13 protein-coding genes are annotated in these 16,402 nt (G+C 72.8%); 3 read left to right on the top strand and 10 right to left on the bottom strand.

Going from position 1 to position 16,402, the window contains the following annotated elements:
- Nucleotides 1-15: 15 nt before the first annotated feature.
- Nucleotides 16-4,908, bottom strand: coding sequence for a DUF3320 domain-containing protein (locus tag AAFN69_RS11585; protein WP_347728304.1), 4,893 nt, complete (start codon nucleotides 4,906-4,908; stop codon nucleotides 16-18).
- 240 nt (nucleotides 4,909-5,148) lie between these two features.
- Nucleotides 5,149-6,102 carry a fibronectin type III domain-containing protein gene (locus AAFN69_RS11580; protein WP_347728303.1) on the bottom strand — a complete coding sequence of 318 codons (954 nt, stop codon included), beginning with the start codon at nucleotides 6,100-6,102 and terminating at the stop codon, nucleotides 5,149-5,151.
- 537 nt (nucleotides 6,103-6,639) lie between these two features.
- Here AAFN69_RS11580 and AAFN69_RS11575 point away from each other — a divergent pair.
- Nucleotides 6,640-7,149, top strand: a complete 510-nt coding sequence (locus AAFN69_RS11575) for a carbonic anhydrase (protein ID WP_347728302.1) — start codon at nucleotides 6,640-6,642, stop codon at nucleotides 7,147-7,149.
- Between the two features lie 162 nt (nucleotides 7,150-7,311).
- Here AAFN69_RS11575 and AAFN69_RS11570 read toward each other — a convergent pair whose 3' ends face one another.
- From AAFN69_RS11570 to AAFN69_RS11540, 7 genes are all read right to left on the bottom strand, one after another.
- Entirely contained in the window at nucleotides 7,312-9,495 is a 2,184-nt protein-coding gene (locus tag AAFN69_RS11570; protein ID WP_347728301.1) for a hypothetical protein, read from the bottom strand.
- Nucleotides 9,496-9,596: 101 nt separating this feature from the next.
- Nucleotides 9,597-10,973 carry an 8-oxoguanine deaminase gene (locus AAFN69_RS11565; protein ID WP_347728300.1) on the bottom strand — a complete coding sequence of 459 codons (1,377 nt, stop codon included), beginning with the start codon at nucleotides 10,971-10,973 and terminating at the stop codon, nucleotides 9,597-9,599.
- A 68-nt stretch (nucleotides 10,974-11,041) separates the two neighbouring features.
- A complete protein-coding gene (gene pucL, locus AAFN69_RS11560; RefSeq protein WP_347728299.1) occupies nucleotides 11,042-11,971 on the bottom strand; it encodes a factor-independent urate hydroxylase in 930 nt (309 codons plus the stop codon).
- A gap of 6 nt (nucleotides 11,972-11,977) precedes the next feature.
- Nucleotides 11,978-12,475, bottom strand: a complete 498-nt coding sequence (gene uraH, locus AAFN69_RS11555) for a hydroxyisourate hydrolase (protein ID WP_347728298.1) — start codon at nucleotides 12,473-12,475, stop codon at nucleotides 11,978-11,980.
- A gap of 44 nt (nucleotides 12,476-12,519) precedes the next feature.
- A complete protein-coding gene (gene uraD / locus AAFN69_RS11550; protein WP_347728529.1) occupies nucleotides 12,520-13,011 on the bottom strand; it encodes a 2-oxo-4-hydroxy-4-carboxy-5-ureidoimidazoline decarboxylase in 492 nt (163 codons plus the stop codon).
- Nucleotides 13,012-13,227: 216 nt separating this feature from the next.
- Nucleotides 13,228-13,548 (bottom strand): helix-turn-helix domain-containing protein, encoded by a 321-nt coding sequence (locus tag AAFN69_RS11545; RefSeq protein WP_347728528.1) that lies wholly within the window; start codon nucleotides 13,546-13,548, stop codon nucleotides 13,228-13,230.
- Nucleotides 13,549-13,640: 92 nt separating this feature from the next.
- Complete coding sequence (locus AAFN69_RS11540; protein ID WP_347728297.1) at nucleotides 13,641-13,904, bottom strand: hypothetical protein; 264 nt, start codon at nucleotides 13,902-13,904, stop codon at nucleotides 13,641-13,643.
- A 255-nt stretch (nucleotides 13,905-14,159) separates the two neighbouring features.
- On the opposite strand from AAFN69_RS11540, the gene AAFN69_RS11535 reads away from it, so the two are divergent.
- Both AAFN69_RS11535 and AAFN69_RS11530 read left to right on the top strand, forming a co-directional pair.
- On the top strand, nucleotides 14,160-14,909 hold the full coding sequence (locus tag AAFN69_RS11535; RefSeq protein WP_347728296.1) for a hypothetical protein: 750 nt from the start codon (nucleotides 14,160-14,162) through the stop codon (nucleotides 14,907-14,909).
- 49 nt (nucleotides 14,910-14,958) lie between these two features.
- Nucleotides 14,959-15,474 carry a GNAT family N-acetyltransferase gene (locus AAFN69_RS11530; RefSeq protein WP_347728295.1) on the top strand — a complete coding sequence of 172 codons (516 nt, stop codon included), beginning with the start codon at nucleotides 14,959-14,961 and terminating at the stop codon, nucleotides 15,472-15,474.
- A gap of 125 nt (nucleotides 15,475-15,599) precedes the next feature.
- Here the strand turns inward: AAFN69_RS11530 and AAFN69_RS11525 are convergent, their stop codons facing one another.
- On the bottom strand, nucleotides 15,600-16,394 hold the full coding sequence (locus AAFN69_RS11525) for a helix-turn-helix domain-containing protein (protein WP_347728294.1): 795 nt from the start codon (nucleotides 16,392-16,394) through the stop codon (nucleotides 15,600-15,602).
- Nucleotides 16,395-16,402 lie beyond the last annotated feature (8 nt).

Here is a 16,402-nt window from a genome sequence, read left to right as displayed (position 1 = left end):
TGACCGGGAGTCCGTTCAGACGACCGCGGTGATCCGGCCCGGGCCGCCGCCGAGACGGCGTTCCCGCTGGAGAGCGGCGATGTCCGACACCAGCCCGTCCCGGATGTCCTTGCCCGCCCGGCGCCAGCCGAAGAACTCGACCGCCTGCCGGATCAGCTCGTCCTGTGACATCCCCGGGCACTCCGCCGCCAGTTGGCACAGGGCGAGCCGGCGCTCGGCGGGGGCGATCTGGTGGATCTTCCGCACTCCGGCGTCGCCCTCCGGGCGGCGGGCCCTCAGCTCGGGCCGGCCGGCCAGATCGTAGAACTCGCCGTCATTGACCGCGACCCCCCTGCGGACCAGGCCCGCCGCGGCCGTGGCGACGTTCTCCCTGATCCGGGCTCCGGCGCGGCCCACGCCCCATGCCTCGCGGGCCCGGGTCACCAGGAGTTCCTCATGGATGGGGCCCTCGGCCGTGATGATCTCGGTGAGCACCCGCCGCAGCTCCGGGCGGGCCTCGGGGGTGTGGAGTTCGTACCCGGATTCGGCGACCGGGGCGGCGGAGCGGTACGGAGCGCTCCACTCCGGCGGGGCGGCGGTGTCGACCGGGACCCGCTCATAGGCGATCTCCGGCGTCTCGGCGGGCGCGGCGGGCTCCGCGGGACCGGCCGCGGAGCCGTTGAGCGGTCCGCGGGCGATGGCCCGGTCGACCGCCTCGCGCAGCCGGAGCTCGGCCGCCGCCCGGCCCCGGTACCAGTCGGTGCCCCAGATGCGGTGGAGCCGCCAGCCGAGGCCGTTCAGCACCTGTTCACGCAGCCGGTCGCGGTCCCGGGCGGTCTTGGACGAGTGGTACATGGCACCGTCGCACTCGATGCCGAGGGCATAGGAACCGGGCAGTTCGGGATGGCGCAGACCGAGGTCGATACGGTAACCGGCCACCCCGACCTGGGGCTGCACCTTGTGGCCCCAGCTCTCCAGGACGGCGAGCACGGACTCCTCGAAGGGGCTGTCCGGCTCCGCGTCGGACTGGATCACATCGCGGGCGAGCACGGCGGGGCCGTGCTCCGCGTACTCCAGATAGCGCTTCAGATACTGGATCGACTCATTGGGGCTGTCGGCGAGGCTCGCGCCGGAGAAGGAGGCGACGACCTCCATGCGGTGGCGGGCGCGGGTGACTGCGACATTGAGACGGCGCCAGCCGCCGCTCTTGTTGATGGGGCCGAAGTTCAGTCCGAGGACGCCGTGTTCATCGGGGCCGTAGCCGATGGACATGATCATCACATCGCGTTCATCACCCTGGACCGACTCCAGGTTCTTGACGAAGAAGCCGTCGAGACGGTCCTCGGTGAAGCGGTGTTCGAGGTCGGGGCGGTCGATCCGGGCCTGCTGGACGGCCTGGTCGATCGCGGACGCCTGCGCCTGGGAGAGGGCGACGACACCCAGGGTCATGCCCGGGCGGGTGTCGAAGTGGTGGATGACGCGCCGGGCGACGTACTCGGCCTCGGCGCGGTTGTCGCGGCGCCCGCCCTTGTCGTACACCCCGTCGGCCTTGAGGAAGGCCACCCCGACGTCATTCCCCTGGTCGAGTGCGCCGGGGAAGGTGATCATCGAGTTGCGGTAGAACTCGCGGTTGCTGAAGGTGATCAGGTCCTCGTGGCGGCTGCGGTAGTGCCAGCGGAGGGAGAGCTCCCGCATGGCGCCGGCCTTGCAGGCGTGGAGGAGCGATTCGAAGGAGTCGGGGACGTCCTCGTCGTACTCGTCGGAGGTGTCCTCGACGGAGGAGTCGAAGAACGAGGTGGGCGGGAGCTGCTTGTCGTCACCGGCGACGATCAGGCTGCCCGCCCGGTAGATGCAGTTGACGGCGTCGCCGGGGCGCACCTGGGACGCCTCGTCGAAGACGACCACGTCGAAGTGGTAGTCGGCGGGGAGGAACTGGCTCACGGTGAGCGGGCTCATCATGAAGCACGGCTTGATCGCCTGGACGATCTCCCGGGTCCGGCCGAGGAGTTCGCGCACCGGGAGGTGGCGGGTCTTCTTCTCGGCCTCCTTGGTGATCAGGGCGCCGCCGCCGCTGCCGAACCGGCGCGGGCGGCGCTGGTTGCAGGCTTCGATGACGGCCCCGCTCGCGGCGGCGACCAGTCGGCGGTCGGCCTCGCGGAAGTCGGTGACCCGGGCGTCGAGATCGTCGGAGCGGGTGTGGCGCAGCCGGGTGTCGGCGGCGAGGACGCCGTCGGCCCAGGAGCGGAGCACGGACTGTTCGACGACGTCGGCGAGGAGACGCGGGGCGATTCCGCGCTCGGCGGCGGTGGTGACCAGCTCGGCGGCGCCGTGGCGGGCGAGGACGGCGACGCCGTCGCGGTGGGTGCGCCATTCGTCGGGGCCGTGCGGGTCGGCGAGGAGGACGCCGATGGTCTCGCCCGCCTCGTCGAGGGGGCCGAGGAGGGCTGCGGAGAGCTGGGCCCGGCGCGGGGTGTCGAAGAGCCCGAGCAGGGCGTCGAGGGCGGCGGTCCAGCGCTCCGCGCGGCGGGTGGTGATCGCGCACCAGTCGCCGAGTGAGCGGCGGACGGTGTCGGCGAGGAGTCCGGGAAGGCTGTCGGTGTCGGTGGTGCCGTGGTCGGCGAGCTGGTCCGCCAGGGCCTCGGGCCGGGTGCTGTCCCGGCCCAGGACGGCTATCCGGTCGGCGGTGGCGAGGGCTTGGCGCAGCGGGGCGATGTCATCCGGGGTGCGCGGGGTCCAGCGGCCGAGCAGTCCGGTGTGCCGGTCTGCGAGCCGGGTGACCTCGGCGGCCGCGGTCTGCCAGGCGAGGGCCTCGGGCAGCCGGCCGGGGAGGGACTTGTCCCAGGCTCCGTTACGGGTGAGGGCGGTGACGGCGGCCCGGTCCGCCTTGAAGGCGGCGGAGAAGCGGGCCAGCATGCCGCGGTGCGGCCCGGCGAACCGCTCCGCGAGGCCGGGCAGATCGGCGGCGGTGAGGACCTGCTCGCCGAAGACGTCCCCGGCGGCGGCGCGGGCCGCGGTCTCGGTGTCGAGGGCGTGGCGGAGCTCCTGGGCGGCGAGCTGGGCCTGGCGGAGGGTGTCGGCGTCGAACCAGCCCGGCGGCGGGCGGTGGCCGGATGCGGTGAGATCGGCGAGTTCGCAGAGGGCGGAGGCCGCTTCGGGGGTGGCGGGGGCGGGGAGTCCGAAGAGGTCGGCGAGCCGGCCGAGGTGCGGGGTGACATCGTCGGGGAGCACGGCGTCGGGGGCGGTGGTGTGACCGGGGAGGGCGGCGCCGGCGGCGCGTACGGTCTGCTGGATCTCGCGGGCGGAGCGGGGCGCCGTGCCGTGGCCGGGGAAGGGGCGGCGGGCGGCGGCGGTGCGGAGGGCGTCCAGGGCTTCCCGGGCCTCGGCGGCGGCCTGGAGCGCGGCGGTTCCGGTGAGGCCGCGCCAGGGGAAGGAGTCGCCCTCGGCGGCGGGGCGCCAGGCCCGGCTGATGGCGCGGGCGGCGGCGTCGAGTTCCTGGAGGGCGCCCGCGCTGAGGGTGCGGACGGTGGCGGTGTGCGCGGCGGAGAGCGGAATGTGCGGGGTGCCGTCGAGATCCAGCCGGACCAGCCTGCCCAGGACGTCGTGAAGGGTGCGCTCGATCGGCTCCCGCACGGTGTTCATCGCGGCGGCGTACGCGGAGAGCTCCTCGCGGAGGGTGCGGGCGCGCTCCAGTTCGTGCTCGGCCGCTCCGGTGACCCTGGCCTCGGTGGTGAGGACCCGGGCGAGTTCGGTCGCGACGGCCTTCTTGCCGGTGGTACCGCTGTGCAGGGCGAGTACGGAGTCGCCGAGGCCGACGCCGCGGAGCCGGTTGCGCACGACATCGAGGGCCGCGGCCTTCTCGCTGACGAAGAGGACGCTGCGGCCCGCGTGCATCAGGGCGGCGATCATATTGGTGATGGTCTGGCTCTTGCCGGTGCCGGGCGGGCCGCTCATCACGAAGGAGCGCTTGTCGAGGGCGGCGGCGATGCACTGGCGCTGGGAGGCGTCGGCGTCCAGGACGAGCGGGGTGCGCTCGGGGAGCTGGAGTTCGTCGATGCGGTCCAGCTCCGGGGGTTCGAAGCCGATCAGGTCGTCGGGGAGCCCGGCGTCGGGGCCGAGGGCGACGGCGCGCACCAGGGGGTGGGCGAGGATGCGGTCCTCGTTCTGCTGGAGGTCCTGGTACATGGCCTCCCGGTGCGAGGCGAAGAGTCCGAGGACCACCCGGTCCTCGACGCGCCAGCCCTTCTGTTCGGCGGCGATGCGGCGGGCGGCGGCGAGCACGGCGGGCAGGTCGGTGACATCCGTGTCGGTGACCGGGGTCCAGTCGACTCCGAGGTGGTCCAGTCTGACGGCGAGTGCGGGATTGTGGGCGCGGTCCTGGCCGTCGGCGGGGTGCAGGCGGTAGCGGCGGTTCGCGTCCCGGCGCAGTTCCACGGGGACCAGCAGGAGCGGGGCCGAACTGCTCTCCTGGGCGCCGGGCTCGCGCCAGTCCACCATGCCGACACCGAGCCAGAGGGTCCACAGGCCGTAGTCGTTGAACATCAGGCCGGACTTCTGGCGGAGCTGGTGGAGGGAGCTGTCGAGCCCCGCCTGGCTGGTCTTCTGGGTGATCAGGCCGGGGGTGCCGGCGCGCCGGGAACGGGCGGTGGCGGGGCGGCCGGTGTCCCCGTCCCCCGGGTCATGGCCGGTGTCGGTGTCGGCCTCGGGGGCGACGGGGGCGAAGTCCCAGCCCCGGGTGAGGCCGGAGAGCAGGGCGGCGGCGTCCGGGGAGGTGACTTCGAGTGTGGCGGTTCTGGTGTGGCGGAAGTTCAGCAGCCGGTTCCGTCCCCCCAGGTCGAGCAGGGAGTTCCGCCAGCCGTCGAGGACGGTCCTGAGCCGGTCGAGACCGGGGTCGGCGGCGGGGGCGGGCACGGTGGGGTGCTGCTGGGCCATACGGGGGGTACCTCCTGGACAGGGCGCACAGGGGTATCCACATCGACAGGCCCCCGGGTGTCATCTGCTTATCAGCCCTGATGGCGCGACACGCCCGGGAAACCGGAGACGATATGCAGTTGTTGTGAATGTCGGACAAAAGAGTGCACGCGAGGTGCGCTCGGCGGCCTCCGGGACGCGTGCCGCGCCCGGTCACCCCCGGGGCATGGGCTCCTCATGCCCCGGGGCGCGCCGGACGGGTCAGCGGACCACCACCGTCCGCTGGGCCGAGAAGTCACCCCACTTCCCGTCGGGGAGCTTGGCCCGGAGCTTGATGCTGTAGCGGGTGCCCGGCGGGTCGGAGACCGTGAGCGTGTACGCGGCCTTGCCGTCGGCCGGGAGGGCGCCCCAGACGATGGTGGTGGCGAGCTTGCCGTTGAGATAGAGCTCATGGGACTCGATGGGCTCGTCGCTCTTCGGCGGCGTCCAGGTCAGATCGATGTTGCCCTTGCGCGCGGTGGCCCGCAGACCGGTGGGCGCGGTGCTGGGACCCTCCCCCGCGGCGGCGGGGGTGGTCAGATCCACGGCGTTGCTGTCGGCCGAGGAGTTCTCGGCCGCGTCCCGGGCGCGCACGGTGAAGGTGTAGACGGTGCCGGGGCGCAATCCGGTGACCCGGGCGGTCGTGCCCGTGCCGGGGACGCTGTGGATGCGGGAGTCCTCCTGGTAGATGTCGTAGGAGGTCACTCCGGTGTTGTCGGTGGCACCGCCCCAGCTCAGCTCCACGGCGTTGCCGTCCAGCTTGCCCCGCAGTTTGACCGGCGAGGTGGGGGGCTTCTCGTCGTCGGGCGTCGGCGCGGGGGTGGTGACCGCTATCTCGGGGCTCGGTTTCGACAGATTCCCGGCCGCGTCCCGGGCTCGTACGGTGAAGCTGTACGCGGTCTCGGGGCTGAGCTGGTTGATGTCGACCATGGATTTGCCGGCGGGCAGGGTCTTGACCTTCTTGCCCTTCTGGAAGACCTCGTAGCCGGTGACGGCCTCGTTGTCGGTCGCCTGTTGCCACATCACATGGACCGATGTGGCACTGCCCGCCTGCGCGGTGACATCGGACGGCGTGGTGGGGGCCTCGGTGTCCTTGTCGTCACCTGCTCCGCAGGCGGTGAGGGCGGTGAGCGCGGCCAGTACGGCCAACGCGGTGAGGGTGGGGGGACGTTGCACTGGCGGGACCTCCGCAAGCGGACGGGAATGGTCCAGACCTTTCTGGCACATGTGAGGCCGGACAGCAAGCCCCCACCTGCGATCGGAGCCCGGAACCGGAGGATTCGCCGGGCCGGACGGGCGGGTTCTCCCGGGATGGGCCGGACGATGACCTCACCCATGACGGCCGGCCGGATCCGCCGGGAACGGATCGGCACGGTCCGGCGGTACGGGGAGGGTCGACACGGTCCCGCCGTACGGCACGGGTTGACACGGTCCGCCGTACGGGGCGGGTGCCCCCGAACCGGCGGTACGGGGCGGGCCGGTCCGAGCGGACGGGCCCGCGGGCCACCGCCCAACCCGCCGGCCCTCCCGCGCATCCGGAAGAACTCCGGAATCATCCATCGCACGGGTATTCCATCTTCGAACCCCCACCTCCCCATTTATTACAGTCCCATGGCGCACGGAGGCGCGTAACTTCCGCGTTCGAATTTCTGATGGCTATCTTGCGGTACGGAAATCCGGGTAGCACCGGCGCATTCAAACCCGAGGAAACCCATGTCCGTAACCGATGAATACTTGACCAACAACGCCGCCTACGCGGCGGCCTTCGCCGGGCCGCTCGCCATGCCGCCCCATCGGCGACTCGCCATCGTCGCCTGCATGGACGCCCGGCTGAACGTCTACGCGATGCTGGGCCTTCAGGAAGGAGACGCGCACGTCATCCGCAATGCGGGCGGTGCGGTCACCGAGGACACCATCCGCTCCCTGGCGATCAGTCAGCGGCTGCTGGGCACCCGCCGGATCATGCTGATCCACCACACGGACTGCGGAATGCAGACCTTCACCGACGACGCCTTCAAGCGGCAGATCGAGGACGAGACCGGAATCCGCCCGCGATGGGCACCGGAAGCGTTCAAGAGTCTTCAGGACGACATCTGCCAGTCGATCCGACGCATCGAGGTCGATCCGTTCATCCCTCACAAGGAAGACATCCGCGGATTCATTTTCGATGTGGCCGAGGGCAGCCTCTCCGAAGTGCGGAAAGAGCACTTCGCGGCACGGTGACACCCGGCCGTCCGCACTCCGCACGGCCTCTCACCGGGGTACGGAGGAGTCGCCGGCCGGCCCATGACGGCATGCGCGCCGGCCGTACGGACCTGTAGCGGTGCCACTCCCCGGGCCCGCCCCCGCGCCGATACGGGGCGGGCCCGGGGCGTACCGAGCCGCTCAGGGCGCGCCGGCCGGTGCCGCCGCTTCCCCCGCACCCTCGGAGTCGAGAACTTCCCGCGCCCGTGCGCGGAGCCGCTCATCGGGGGATATCCCGCCGGGCGGGCCGAGCAGCGGCCTGGTCACCACCCGCAGATCGCTCTCGGCCAGGACGGCGAGGCGTCCGAGATGCTCCCGGGTCAGCACGCCCGGCCCGAGCCCCCGAAGGGCCTCCAGCGCGGTGATCGGATCCGCCTGGCACTCCGCCGACAGCAGCAGCAGACCGGCCGCGCGGGACGGATCGAGGGCCCGGCCGATGTCACGGAGGGCGAGGATCGCGGCCGGCGCGTGGTCGGGCCGATCCAGCAGGGACTCCAGTGCGGGGGCGAGCGGCCGGGCGGCGGGACCGATCCGGGCCGCCGCACGGACCGCACCGGCGATCGGGCCGTCGCGATATCTCCCCTCCGCCGCCTCGGCCAGGACACCCGCGAGCACCCGCACGGGCTCCTCGGCGTCGCCGGTCAGCCGCCAGAGGGCCAGCGCCGCGGCGGTGTCCGTCTCCATCACGGGATTGCTCCGCCAGGTGCCCGGCGGGGTCAGGGCGGCGCGCAGCGCCGGGACCAGCACCATGCCCCGGGGGCCGAGCTCGCCTGCGGCGGTGAGCATCTCCGGCTCCGTGTCCACCCGGTCCCGCAGTACGTCCTGAACCACACGCACCAGCGGGTCCGGCTCACCGGTGAGGGTGTGCAGCGCCCCGGCGGCGGCGAACCGGGCGGCCGGCTCACCCGATCCGGCGGCCCCGCGCAGCGCCCGTGCGATGTCCTCCCGGGACTCGGGCGGGCAGACCTCGGCAAGCACCCGGGCGACCTGGGCCGGGAAGCGGTGGAAGGCCGCGGTCAGTTCGGGCAGGGCGGCCGCCGCCCGGTGTCCCCACGCGGCGGGGAGCGCGGCCAGCCGGACGATCTCGGACGGATCGGCCTCCTCGGTGTGGACGATCTCGGTGAGCCGGATACGGATGGCGTTGAGCAGCTCCGGGGCGTACGGCACCGGGACGGCGGTGCCGGGGCGGCCCGGGAGGCGGGTCAGGGCGGCCAGGGCGCGGTCGCGGTCCGCCGGGTCGCGGGCGAGCAGGGGAATGAGCTGCTCGGGGGCGATCCGGGCGAGTGCCCCGAGCAGCCGGTCGGCGAAGTCCCCGCCCTGTGCCGCGAGACGGGCCAGCGCGGGAGCCGCCGGGAGGGCATGCGGTCCCAGCTCGTCGAGGAGCGGCAGCAGTGCCGCGTCGGGGGTGAAGGAGGGGTCGGCCAGCAGGGCGAGGACCGCGGGGGCCAGCCGGGCGGGGGCGCTGCGGGAGATGGTGCAGGCGTGCTCGGCCACCCAGAGCGCCTCACCGCGCGCTTCGGGGTCGGGGAGCCGCAGGGCGGCCTCCAGCAGCCGGTGGGCGGCCGTGCGGTCCTCGTCGGTGTCGCGCCACAGCAGCGCGTCGACCGCGTAGTGCAGCGGCTCGCTGCGGCGCATGCTGAAGCGGCCCGCCACCCGGGGAGCGGCCGGCAGCAGCTCCACCATGGTGTCGTGGTGGGCGGCGGACCAGGGCACCCGGGCGTCCAGCTGGGCCATGACCGCGATCAGGCGTACCTCGGGCGGCTCACCGGGGGCCATCGCCGCCGCCGCGATGCCGGTGGTGCCCGCCGGGTCGACATGAGTGAGGGCGGCGAGCAGTTCGGCCCGGACGCCCGGTGTCTCGGGCCGGTGGCCCCAGCGGCGGCGCAGCGCGGGCAGGGCGCCGGCCGCGCCGGTGCGCCCGGCCGCCCAGACCGCGGCTCTGCGCACCTCGGCCTCCCCCGCTCCGATCAGGGGCAGTATCAGCGGCAGTTGCTCCCGGACCGCGGCACGGCAGGCCCCGGGCACCGGCAGTTCGAACTCGTCGTCGCTCTCGGCGATTCCGCCGAGCAGCACCAGCATCTCGGCGGTGCGCACCCCGGCCGCGGCGATCCGGGCCAGGAACGGCACCGCCTCCGCCGTGGCCGTGTACACCGTGCCCTGGTGCAGGACGCTGCTCCACAATTCGTCCAGCGCCTCGCGCGCCTGGTCCTCGTCACCGGCGAGCGAACGCAGTATCCCGGGCAGGTCCTCGGCTTCGCCATAGGCATGTTCGACCTCGGCCCAGCGCACGCTGTCCAAGTCCACGAAAACCTGATCGAGTTCCATGTCGCAGAGCATGGCACGAGGGTCTGACAACGCCTCTGAGCTGCGGCTTCAACTCCTTGAGCGCAGAGCCGGACAGAGCCGGGAGCAGGGCCCGGAGGCGCTCAGCCGCGGGCCGCGAGCTCCGCCAGCCGCCGGGCCTCCCGGCGGGTGGAGCGGGCGACATCGTCCTCGTCGACCCGGGTCAGCCTGCCGTTCTCGACCACGGGCACGCCGCCGACCAGTGAGAGCGTCACGGGCGCGGGCGCGCCGAGGACCAGTGCCGCCACCGGATCGGCGATGGAGGCATGGGCGAGGGTGTCCATGCGCCAGAGCACCACATCGGCGAGTTTCCCCGGTTCCAGTGAGCCGGTGTCCGCCGCCCGGCCCAGCACCCGGGCCCCGCCGTGGGTGGCCAGCCGGAGGGCCCGGCGGGTGGTGAGCGCGGCTTCGCGGTGCGCGCCGAGACGATTGATGAGCAGGGCGTTGCGGAGTTCGGTGTGGAGTTCACCGGTCTCGTTGGAGGCGGTGCCGTCGACTCCGAGTCCGACCGGGACGCCCGCCTTCAGCAGGTCGGGAACGCGTGCGATACCGGCCGCGAGCCGGGCGTTGGACGACGGGCAGTGCGCCACTCCCGTGCCGGTGCGGGCGAAGGCGGCGATGTCCGTGTCGTTCATGTGGACGCAGTGCGCCATCCACACATCCGGGCCCAGCCAGCCGGTGGACGCGAAGTAGTCGGTCGGGCCCATGCCGAACAACTCCCTGCAGAAGCGTTCCTCCTCGGTGGTCTCCGAGCCGTGGGTGTGCAGCCGTACGCCCTTGCGGCGGGCCAGTTCGGCTCCCTGGGTGAGGAGTTGGGTGGAGACCGAGAAGGGCGAGCAGGGAGCCACCGCGATCTGTGTCATGGAGTCGGGCGACGGATCGTGGTGGCGGTCTATGGTCTCCTCGGTCGCGGCCAGCGCGCCCTCCAGGGTTTCGACGGCGAAGTCCGGCGGCAGACCGCCGTCCGACACGCCCCGGTCCATGGAGCCGCGGGCGAGGGTGAACCGCACGCCGGTCTCGCGCGCCGCTTCGATGATCGCCCCGGAGAGATCGCCGGCGCCCCGCGGATGGACGTAGTGGTGGTCCATGGCGGTGGTGACCCCGCCCCGCACCATCATGGCGAGTGAGCCGTGTGCCGCGGCACGGACCATCTCCTCGTCCAGCCGTGCCCAGGTCGGATACAGGGCGACCAGCCAGTCGAAGAGGTGGTGATCGGTCGCGAGCCCCCGGGTCAGCCACTGATAGAAATGGTGGTGGGTATTGATCAGCCCCGGGGTGGCGAGATGCCCGGTGGCGTCGATCCGCCGGGTGACATTCTCCACCCCCGCCGGCGCCGGTCCCGGGCCGACCGATTCGATCCGGTTGCCGGCGATGACGAGATGACCGGTGGGGTGTTCGGTGTCATGGGCGTCGACGGTCGCGACGGCACAGTTCTCGATGACGGTACGGGTGGTCACCATGGCTGATTCTCGATTCTCCGCTCGTGTCGCGCCCGGGTGGTTCTCGGAGGCTGGTCGGATCGACCGGCTCAGAGACTGGTCAGATCGACCGGAATCCCCGGCTCCGCGCCGGTGCGCAGAAGGGTCGCCTCGATGAGTCCGTAGGGGCGGTCCGCCGCGAAATAGACCTCGTTCTCATTGGGCTGCCCGAACGGCTCCAGATCCACCAGGAAATGGTGATTGTTCGGCAGTGAGAGGCGGATCTCGTCCACCGCCGGGTTGTTCTCGATGACGCGTGCGCCCATCCGGTGCAGGGTCTGTTGGAGCGAGAGCGAGTAGGTCTCGGCGAAAGCGCCGAGGATGTCCTCCCGGGCCTGCCGGTACGAGGTGTCCCAGTCGGGAGCCGGGGCCGTGTCGGAGCTCCAGTGGTACCGCCATCGTGCGGATATGTCGGTCGCGAGAACCCGGTCGTACGCCTCTTCGAGGGTGGTGTAGCGGTCCTTGATGTAGCCGTGGAACTCGGAGTCCGTGGAATTCAGCACGGACAGATCCCTGAGGCCGGATATGACCTGCCAGGACTCGCCGTCATAGGTGATCTGGCCGACCCGGGTCTCCTGTCCGGAGCGGACGAAGGAGTGTCCGCCCGGCCGGCCCCTGTCGATCCCGATCCGCTGCCAGGAGTGCTCCTCCACCCGGACGCGGGCCCGGTGGATGGTCTTCTGGGAGGTCACGAAATGGCGGGCCAGCTCGATTCCGAACGCCTCCGCCGATGCGATTCCGTACTCCTGGGCGAATGCGTACACCGTGTTCTTGGCGGTGTCGGTCGGCAGAACATGAGCGTTGGATCCGGAACGGTGCACTTCGTCCATGTCGCCGGAGAGCGCGATCGAGACGGTCAGATCCTTGATGTGATGCGTCGCGCCGTCCCTGGTGATTCTGACGACGCGATTCTCCGCCTTTCCGTACTGATTCTGGCCGAGCGTCACCGTATGGGCGGTGTCATGGGAAGCGGGGGTCATCGAAGGCTAACTCCCTCGGTATACGGAGTATCCGAATGGGCTGAGCAGCAGGGGCACATGGTGGTGCTCGCCCGGGGCGACGGAGAAGGTCACCGCCACTTCGGGGAAGAACGCGGCGCGGGGGGCGGGAGCGCCGGGCGCGCGGGACGCTTCCCCGGCCGGTTCGGGGACGGGACCCCCGGCCGGTTCCCGGGCCGCGTGATACGCCTCCGTGCCGAAGGCCAGCCGTACCCGGTCCGTGCCCTCGGGCAGCGCCGGGAGATCCGCGCACCGGCCGTCCCCGTCCGTCACGGAGCCGCCGAGCTCCGTCCATCCGCCGCCGTCCGGGCCGCGACGGACGGACAGGGTGACGGCGATTCCCCGGGCCGGGCTGCCGATGCCGGTGTCGAGGACATGCGTGGAGACCGAAGCGGAGGACGCCGATGGAGAGGACGCCGACGGGGAGAAGGCCGGTGCCGTGGAGGCCGGTGCGGTGGTTTCCGGCCGCTCATGCGCACTGCTCATGTGTTCGCCACCTCAGTAGGGGCCGTGGGGCAGGGGGTCGCGGTTCATCCGTCCGGTGAGTCCGTCACCAGCCGGGTGAGACGAATCCGATTGATCTTGCCCAGTTCCGTACGGACGGTCTCGCGCTCGATACCGGGCGGATTGCCGAGCCGGGCGCGTATCGCGTCCCGCAGCTGTCCGGCGGTGAGACCGGTGGCGCAGATCAGGAAGACCTGCCCGAACCGCTCCTGGTAGGCGAGGTTCAGTTCGAGCATCTCGGCCGCGAGGCGGGCGGGCGCGCCGGCCATTCCGCGCTGTTCCCGGGCGGACACCGGGTCCCCCGGAGGGGGGCGGCCGATCGGTGGATGAGCCCCGATCGCGGCGTCGAGCTCCGCCGCCGACAGCTCCGTCACGGCCGCGTCGCTCGCGGCGAGCAGTGCGGCGAGGGAGGCGTACGGGCGTCCGGCGAGCAGTGCGCGCCCCCAGGCGGACGAGGCGCACACCCGGTGGAGCGCGGCGGCGGTCCCGTGGTCGCCGGCGGTGTTGAAGCGGCGCAGACCGTCGTGGCCGGGACGCGCGCCGGGCGCTCCCGGCAGCGGGTACGGACTCGTCACAGGGCCTCCGCGAGGGTGCGCACGGCTTGGGGCGGGCTGCGGCCAGCTAACGCCCTCCCCGCCCCGAGCGTCAACACTTTGTTGAAATTCGGGGTGTCGAGCCCCGGCCGCGCCAACTCCGCGCCGGAGCACGGCGCATGGCCGGGGCCATTGCCGATGTCACCCCTCGCGGGAGGCGTTCTCCCTGTTCAGGTAGTTGTAGACGGTGAAGCGGCTGACCCCGAGCGCCGCGGCGACCGTCTCCACACCGTGGCGTACGGAGAAGGCGCCCCGGGCCTCCAGACCGCGGACCACCTCCTGTTTGGCCCTGCGGTCCAGTTCGGCGAGGGGCATGCCGTGCCGGCGCTCCAGTCCCGTGAGGATGTTGTCCAGCGAGTCGGCGAGGCGCGGCAGCCGGACGGCCACGATCTCGCGGCCCTCCCAGCTGAGGACGATGTCGTCGGGGGACGCCTCGGCCGGGTCCAGGAGCTCCGCGCCCATGGCCTCCACCAGGGGCAGGACGGCGCGGGCCAGCGGATGCCCGGGGTGGTCCGGGCGGCCGGGAGGTTGGCCGGCCGGAGCTTCCGGATGAGTCATCGGGCGGCCTCTCCGGCCGGTTCGTCAACCACATTGACCTGGAGGGTCACCCTGGTCGCCCCGGATTCCAGCGTACGCCGCAGCAGCGCGCCGACGGCGGCGATGACGGTCTCCGCGCCGCCTTCCGCCGTGTTGCCGAACGGGCCGACGTCCACCGCTTCGAGGCCGGCGGTCCGTATCACCTCACGGGCGACCACCGCATGGTCCGGTGTCTCGTCCAGGTCGAAGGGCTCGGTTGTGAACTCCACTCGCAATCGCACGCGCACAACCTAGCGCCGGACCGGAACGGCCGGCCACGCACCGGCCCTCTGGGGCGGAGCCCGCGCACAGTACCGGATCCGCGCCGCCCGCACCTCACTCACCGCCCTGATGGCACGGGCACATTCCGGATACGACAAGCTGATGTGCGGACAGGCCGGGGCGGGACACCGGGGAGGTCCGGGACACCCCGGCACTCCGGAGCACCGCTCCCGGTGGACGATGATGGGCTCAGGCCGGAACAGAGTGGGTGAGCGATGGCCGATTCCGTATCGGTGCGGTGTCCGTCCTGTCGGCGCGATCACCGTTTCACCTCTCCCGTCCACCCCTGTGTGTGCGGCGCGCCCGTGGCCCCGCCGCTGGTGCCCGCCGCCGCGCCCGAGCTGATCGTCCACCGGACCTGGGACGAGGAGTGGGTGGAGGTCCGCTGCCCGGAGTGCGGGATCCACAGCCACTGGCCGCAGCCCGAGCTGGGCTGCCCCTGCGGCACCCTGCTGCGGATTCCGGTGGTGCCGTCGGCCCCGGCCGGGCCGGGCGCGCCCGCCGAGCCGCCGGAACAGCCGCCGCGCGACCGGGCCGACTCGGCCGGCCGTGCCGATCCCCCCGTCCCGGCCCGGCCGTCCTTCCAGCCGGTCGCCATCCGCACCGCACGGGACGCCGTGGCCGCGGCGGAGCTGTATCTGGACTGGCTCGGGTTCCGCGATGTGCGCCGGGAGCCCCCGCCGGAGCGGGCACCGGCCGTGCCGGCCGCGGAGCTGTCCGGGCCCGGACTGATCGCGCGGGTCGACGCGTCGATGCTGCCCGCGACCGCGCGCGACATCGAGTGTGTCTGGCTCAAGGGACTGGTGTCGTCCGAGTCGGCCGTCTTCTTCTCACTGGCCGGGTACGCCGACGACGCCCGGCTCCGCGCGGACGAGCTGGGGATCCCGCTCTTCACCATGGATCTCGCGGGCAGCCCGCAGCCGGCCAACGACCGTGCCTCGCAGCTCGTCTCGGCCGGCGCGTGACCCGGCCCCCCGCCCCCGGCCGGCGGGGACGGACGGGGATAATCGCCGGATGACCGCCCAGATCATCCGCGAGGCCACCGCGGCCGAACTTCCCCTGCTCCAGGACATCGAACGCGCCGCCGGAGAACTGTTCCGCGCGCTCAGCATGCCGGAGATCGCCGATGACGAGCCGCCGGCGACGGAGGTCCTGGAGGGGTACCGCCGGGACGGCCGGGCATGGGTCTCGACGGACGGCGCGGACCGGCCGCTCGGATATCTGCTCCACGACGAGGTGGACGGCGCGGCCCATGTCGAACAGGTCTCGGTACACCCCTCCGCCGCCCACCGCGGTCTGGGCCGGGGCCTCATCGACCACCTGGCGGCGCGCGCCACCGCCCGCGGCCTGACCGCGCTGACCCTGACCACCTTCGCCGAGGTCCCGTGGAACGCCCCCTACTACACCCGGCTCGGCTTCCGGGTCCTCGCCGATGACGAGCTCACCGAGGGACTGCGGCACATCCGGAACCACGAGCGGGAGATCGGACTCGACCGCCGGTGCCGGGTCGCCATGCGCCGGGAGCTGTGAGCGCGCCGCGCGGGACAACAGAGCACTGACCGGTACGGCGGGGCACCGCCCGTGGCGACCGGCCGCCCGGTGCGCGGCACTCCCCGGCGCCGGCGACGCGCTCTCCGCCCGGACGATTCTGCGGGTCAGGGGCGACGGCGATGGGCTCGCTGGCGGCAGGTCGCGCCGCAGTAGCGGGCCGGGCGGCCAGTGGGCCGGGGCTCGATCCCGGCACCGCACTCCTCGCAGCGCGGTGCCGTGTGGAGTGCGCCGGGCGCGTCACGAAACCCCCGGACTTCCGTGACGGGTGCGGGACTCCGCAGGCTCTCCAGCGCCAGTCGGACCATGCGGGTGCCGCCGTCCGGGTCGCGGTGGGCGGAGCGCACCGCCGCGCAGCCGACCGTGAGCGCGGCGACATCGTCGGCGCCGATATCGGTGCGGACCCCGCCCGTCCGCTGGGCGGCGTCGAGCAGTTCACCGAGCGCCTGGTGGAACCGCCGCGCCGACGCGGTCAGGCTCGGGCGCGGCCAGTTGGCCTCCGCCGTCAGGGCGTCGCACACATGACGGCGGCCCTGGGACGTGTCGATCACTTCCAGCAGAAAGCCGAAGAACGCCGCGACCGGGTCGGTACGGGCCGCCCACCGCCGGGCGGCGTCCACCTGTTCGTCGACCCGCCGGGCGAGTACGGCCTCCAGCAGGATCTCCTTGCCGGGGAAGTGCCGGTACACGGTGCCGGCGCCCACCCCCGCCCGCCGGGCGACCGCACCGAGGGAGATGTCCGGGCCGTCCTCGTCGAACGCCCGCGAAGCCGCGGCGAGCACCTTCGCGCGGTTGCGGCGGGCGTCGGCCCGGCCGGTGTCGGCGGAAGCGCGGGCCATGTCCCCGGAGGCCCCACCGGTGCGCGGGGAGGTGCGGCCGGTGTCCCGGGGAGCTGCGGCCATGTCACGTA

The organism is Streptomyces sp. CAU 1734 (assembly GCF_039888735.1).
Lineage (GTDB): Bacteria > Actinomycetota > Actinomycetes > Streptomycetales > Streptomycetaceae > Streptomyces.
Note: the sequence above shows the minus strand (reverse complement) of the source record. Positions and strands in the feature narration are given on the sequence as shown.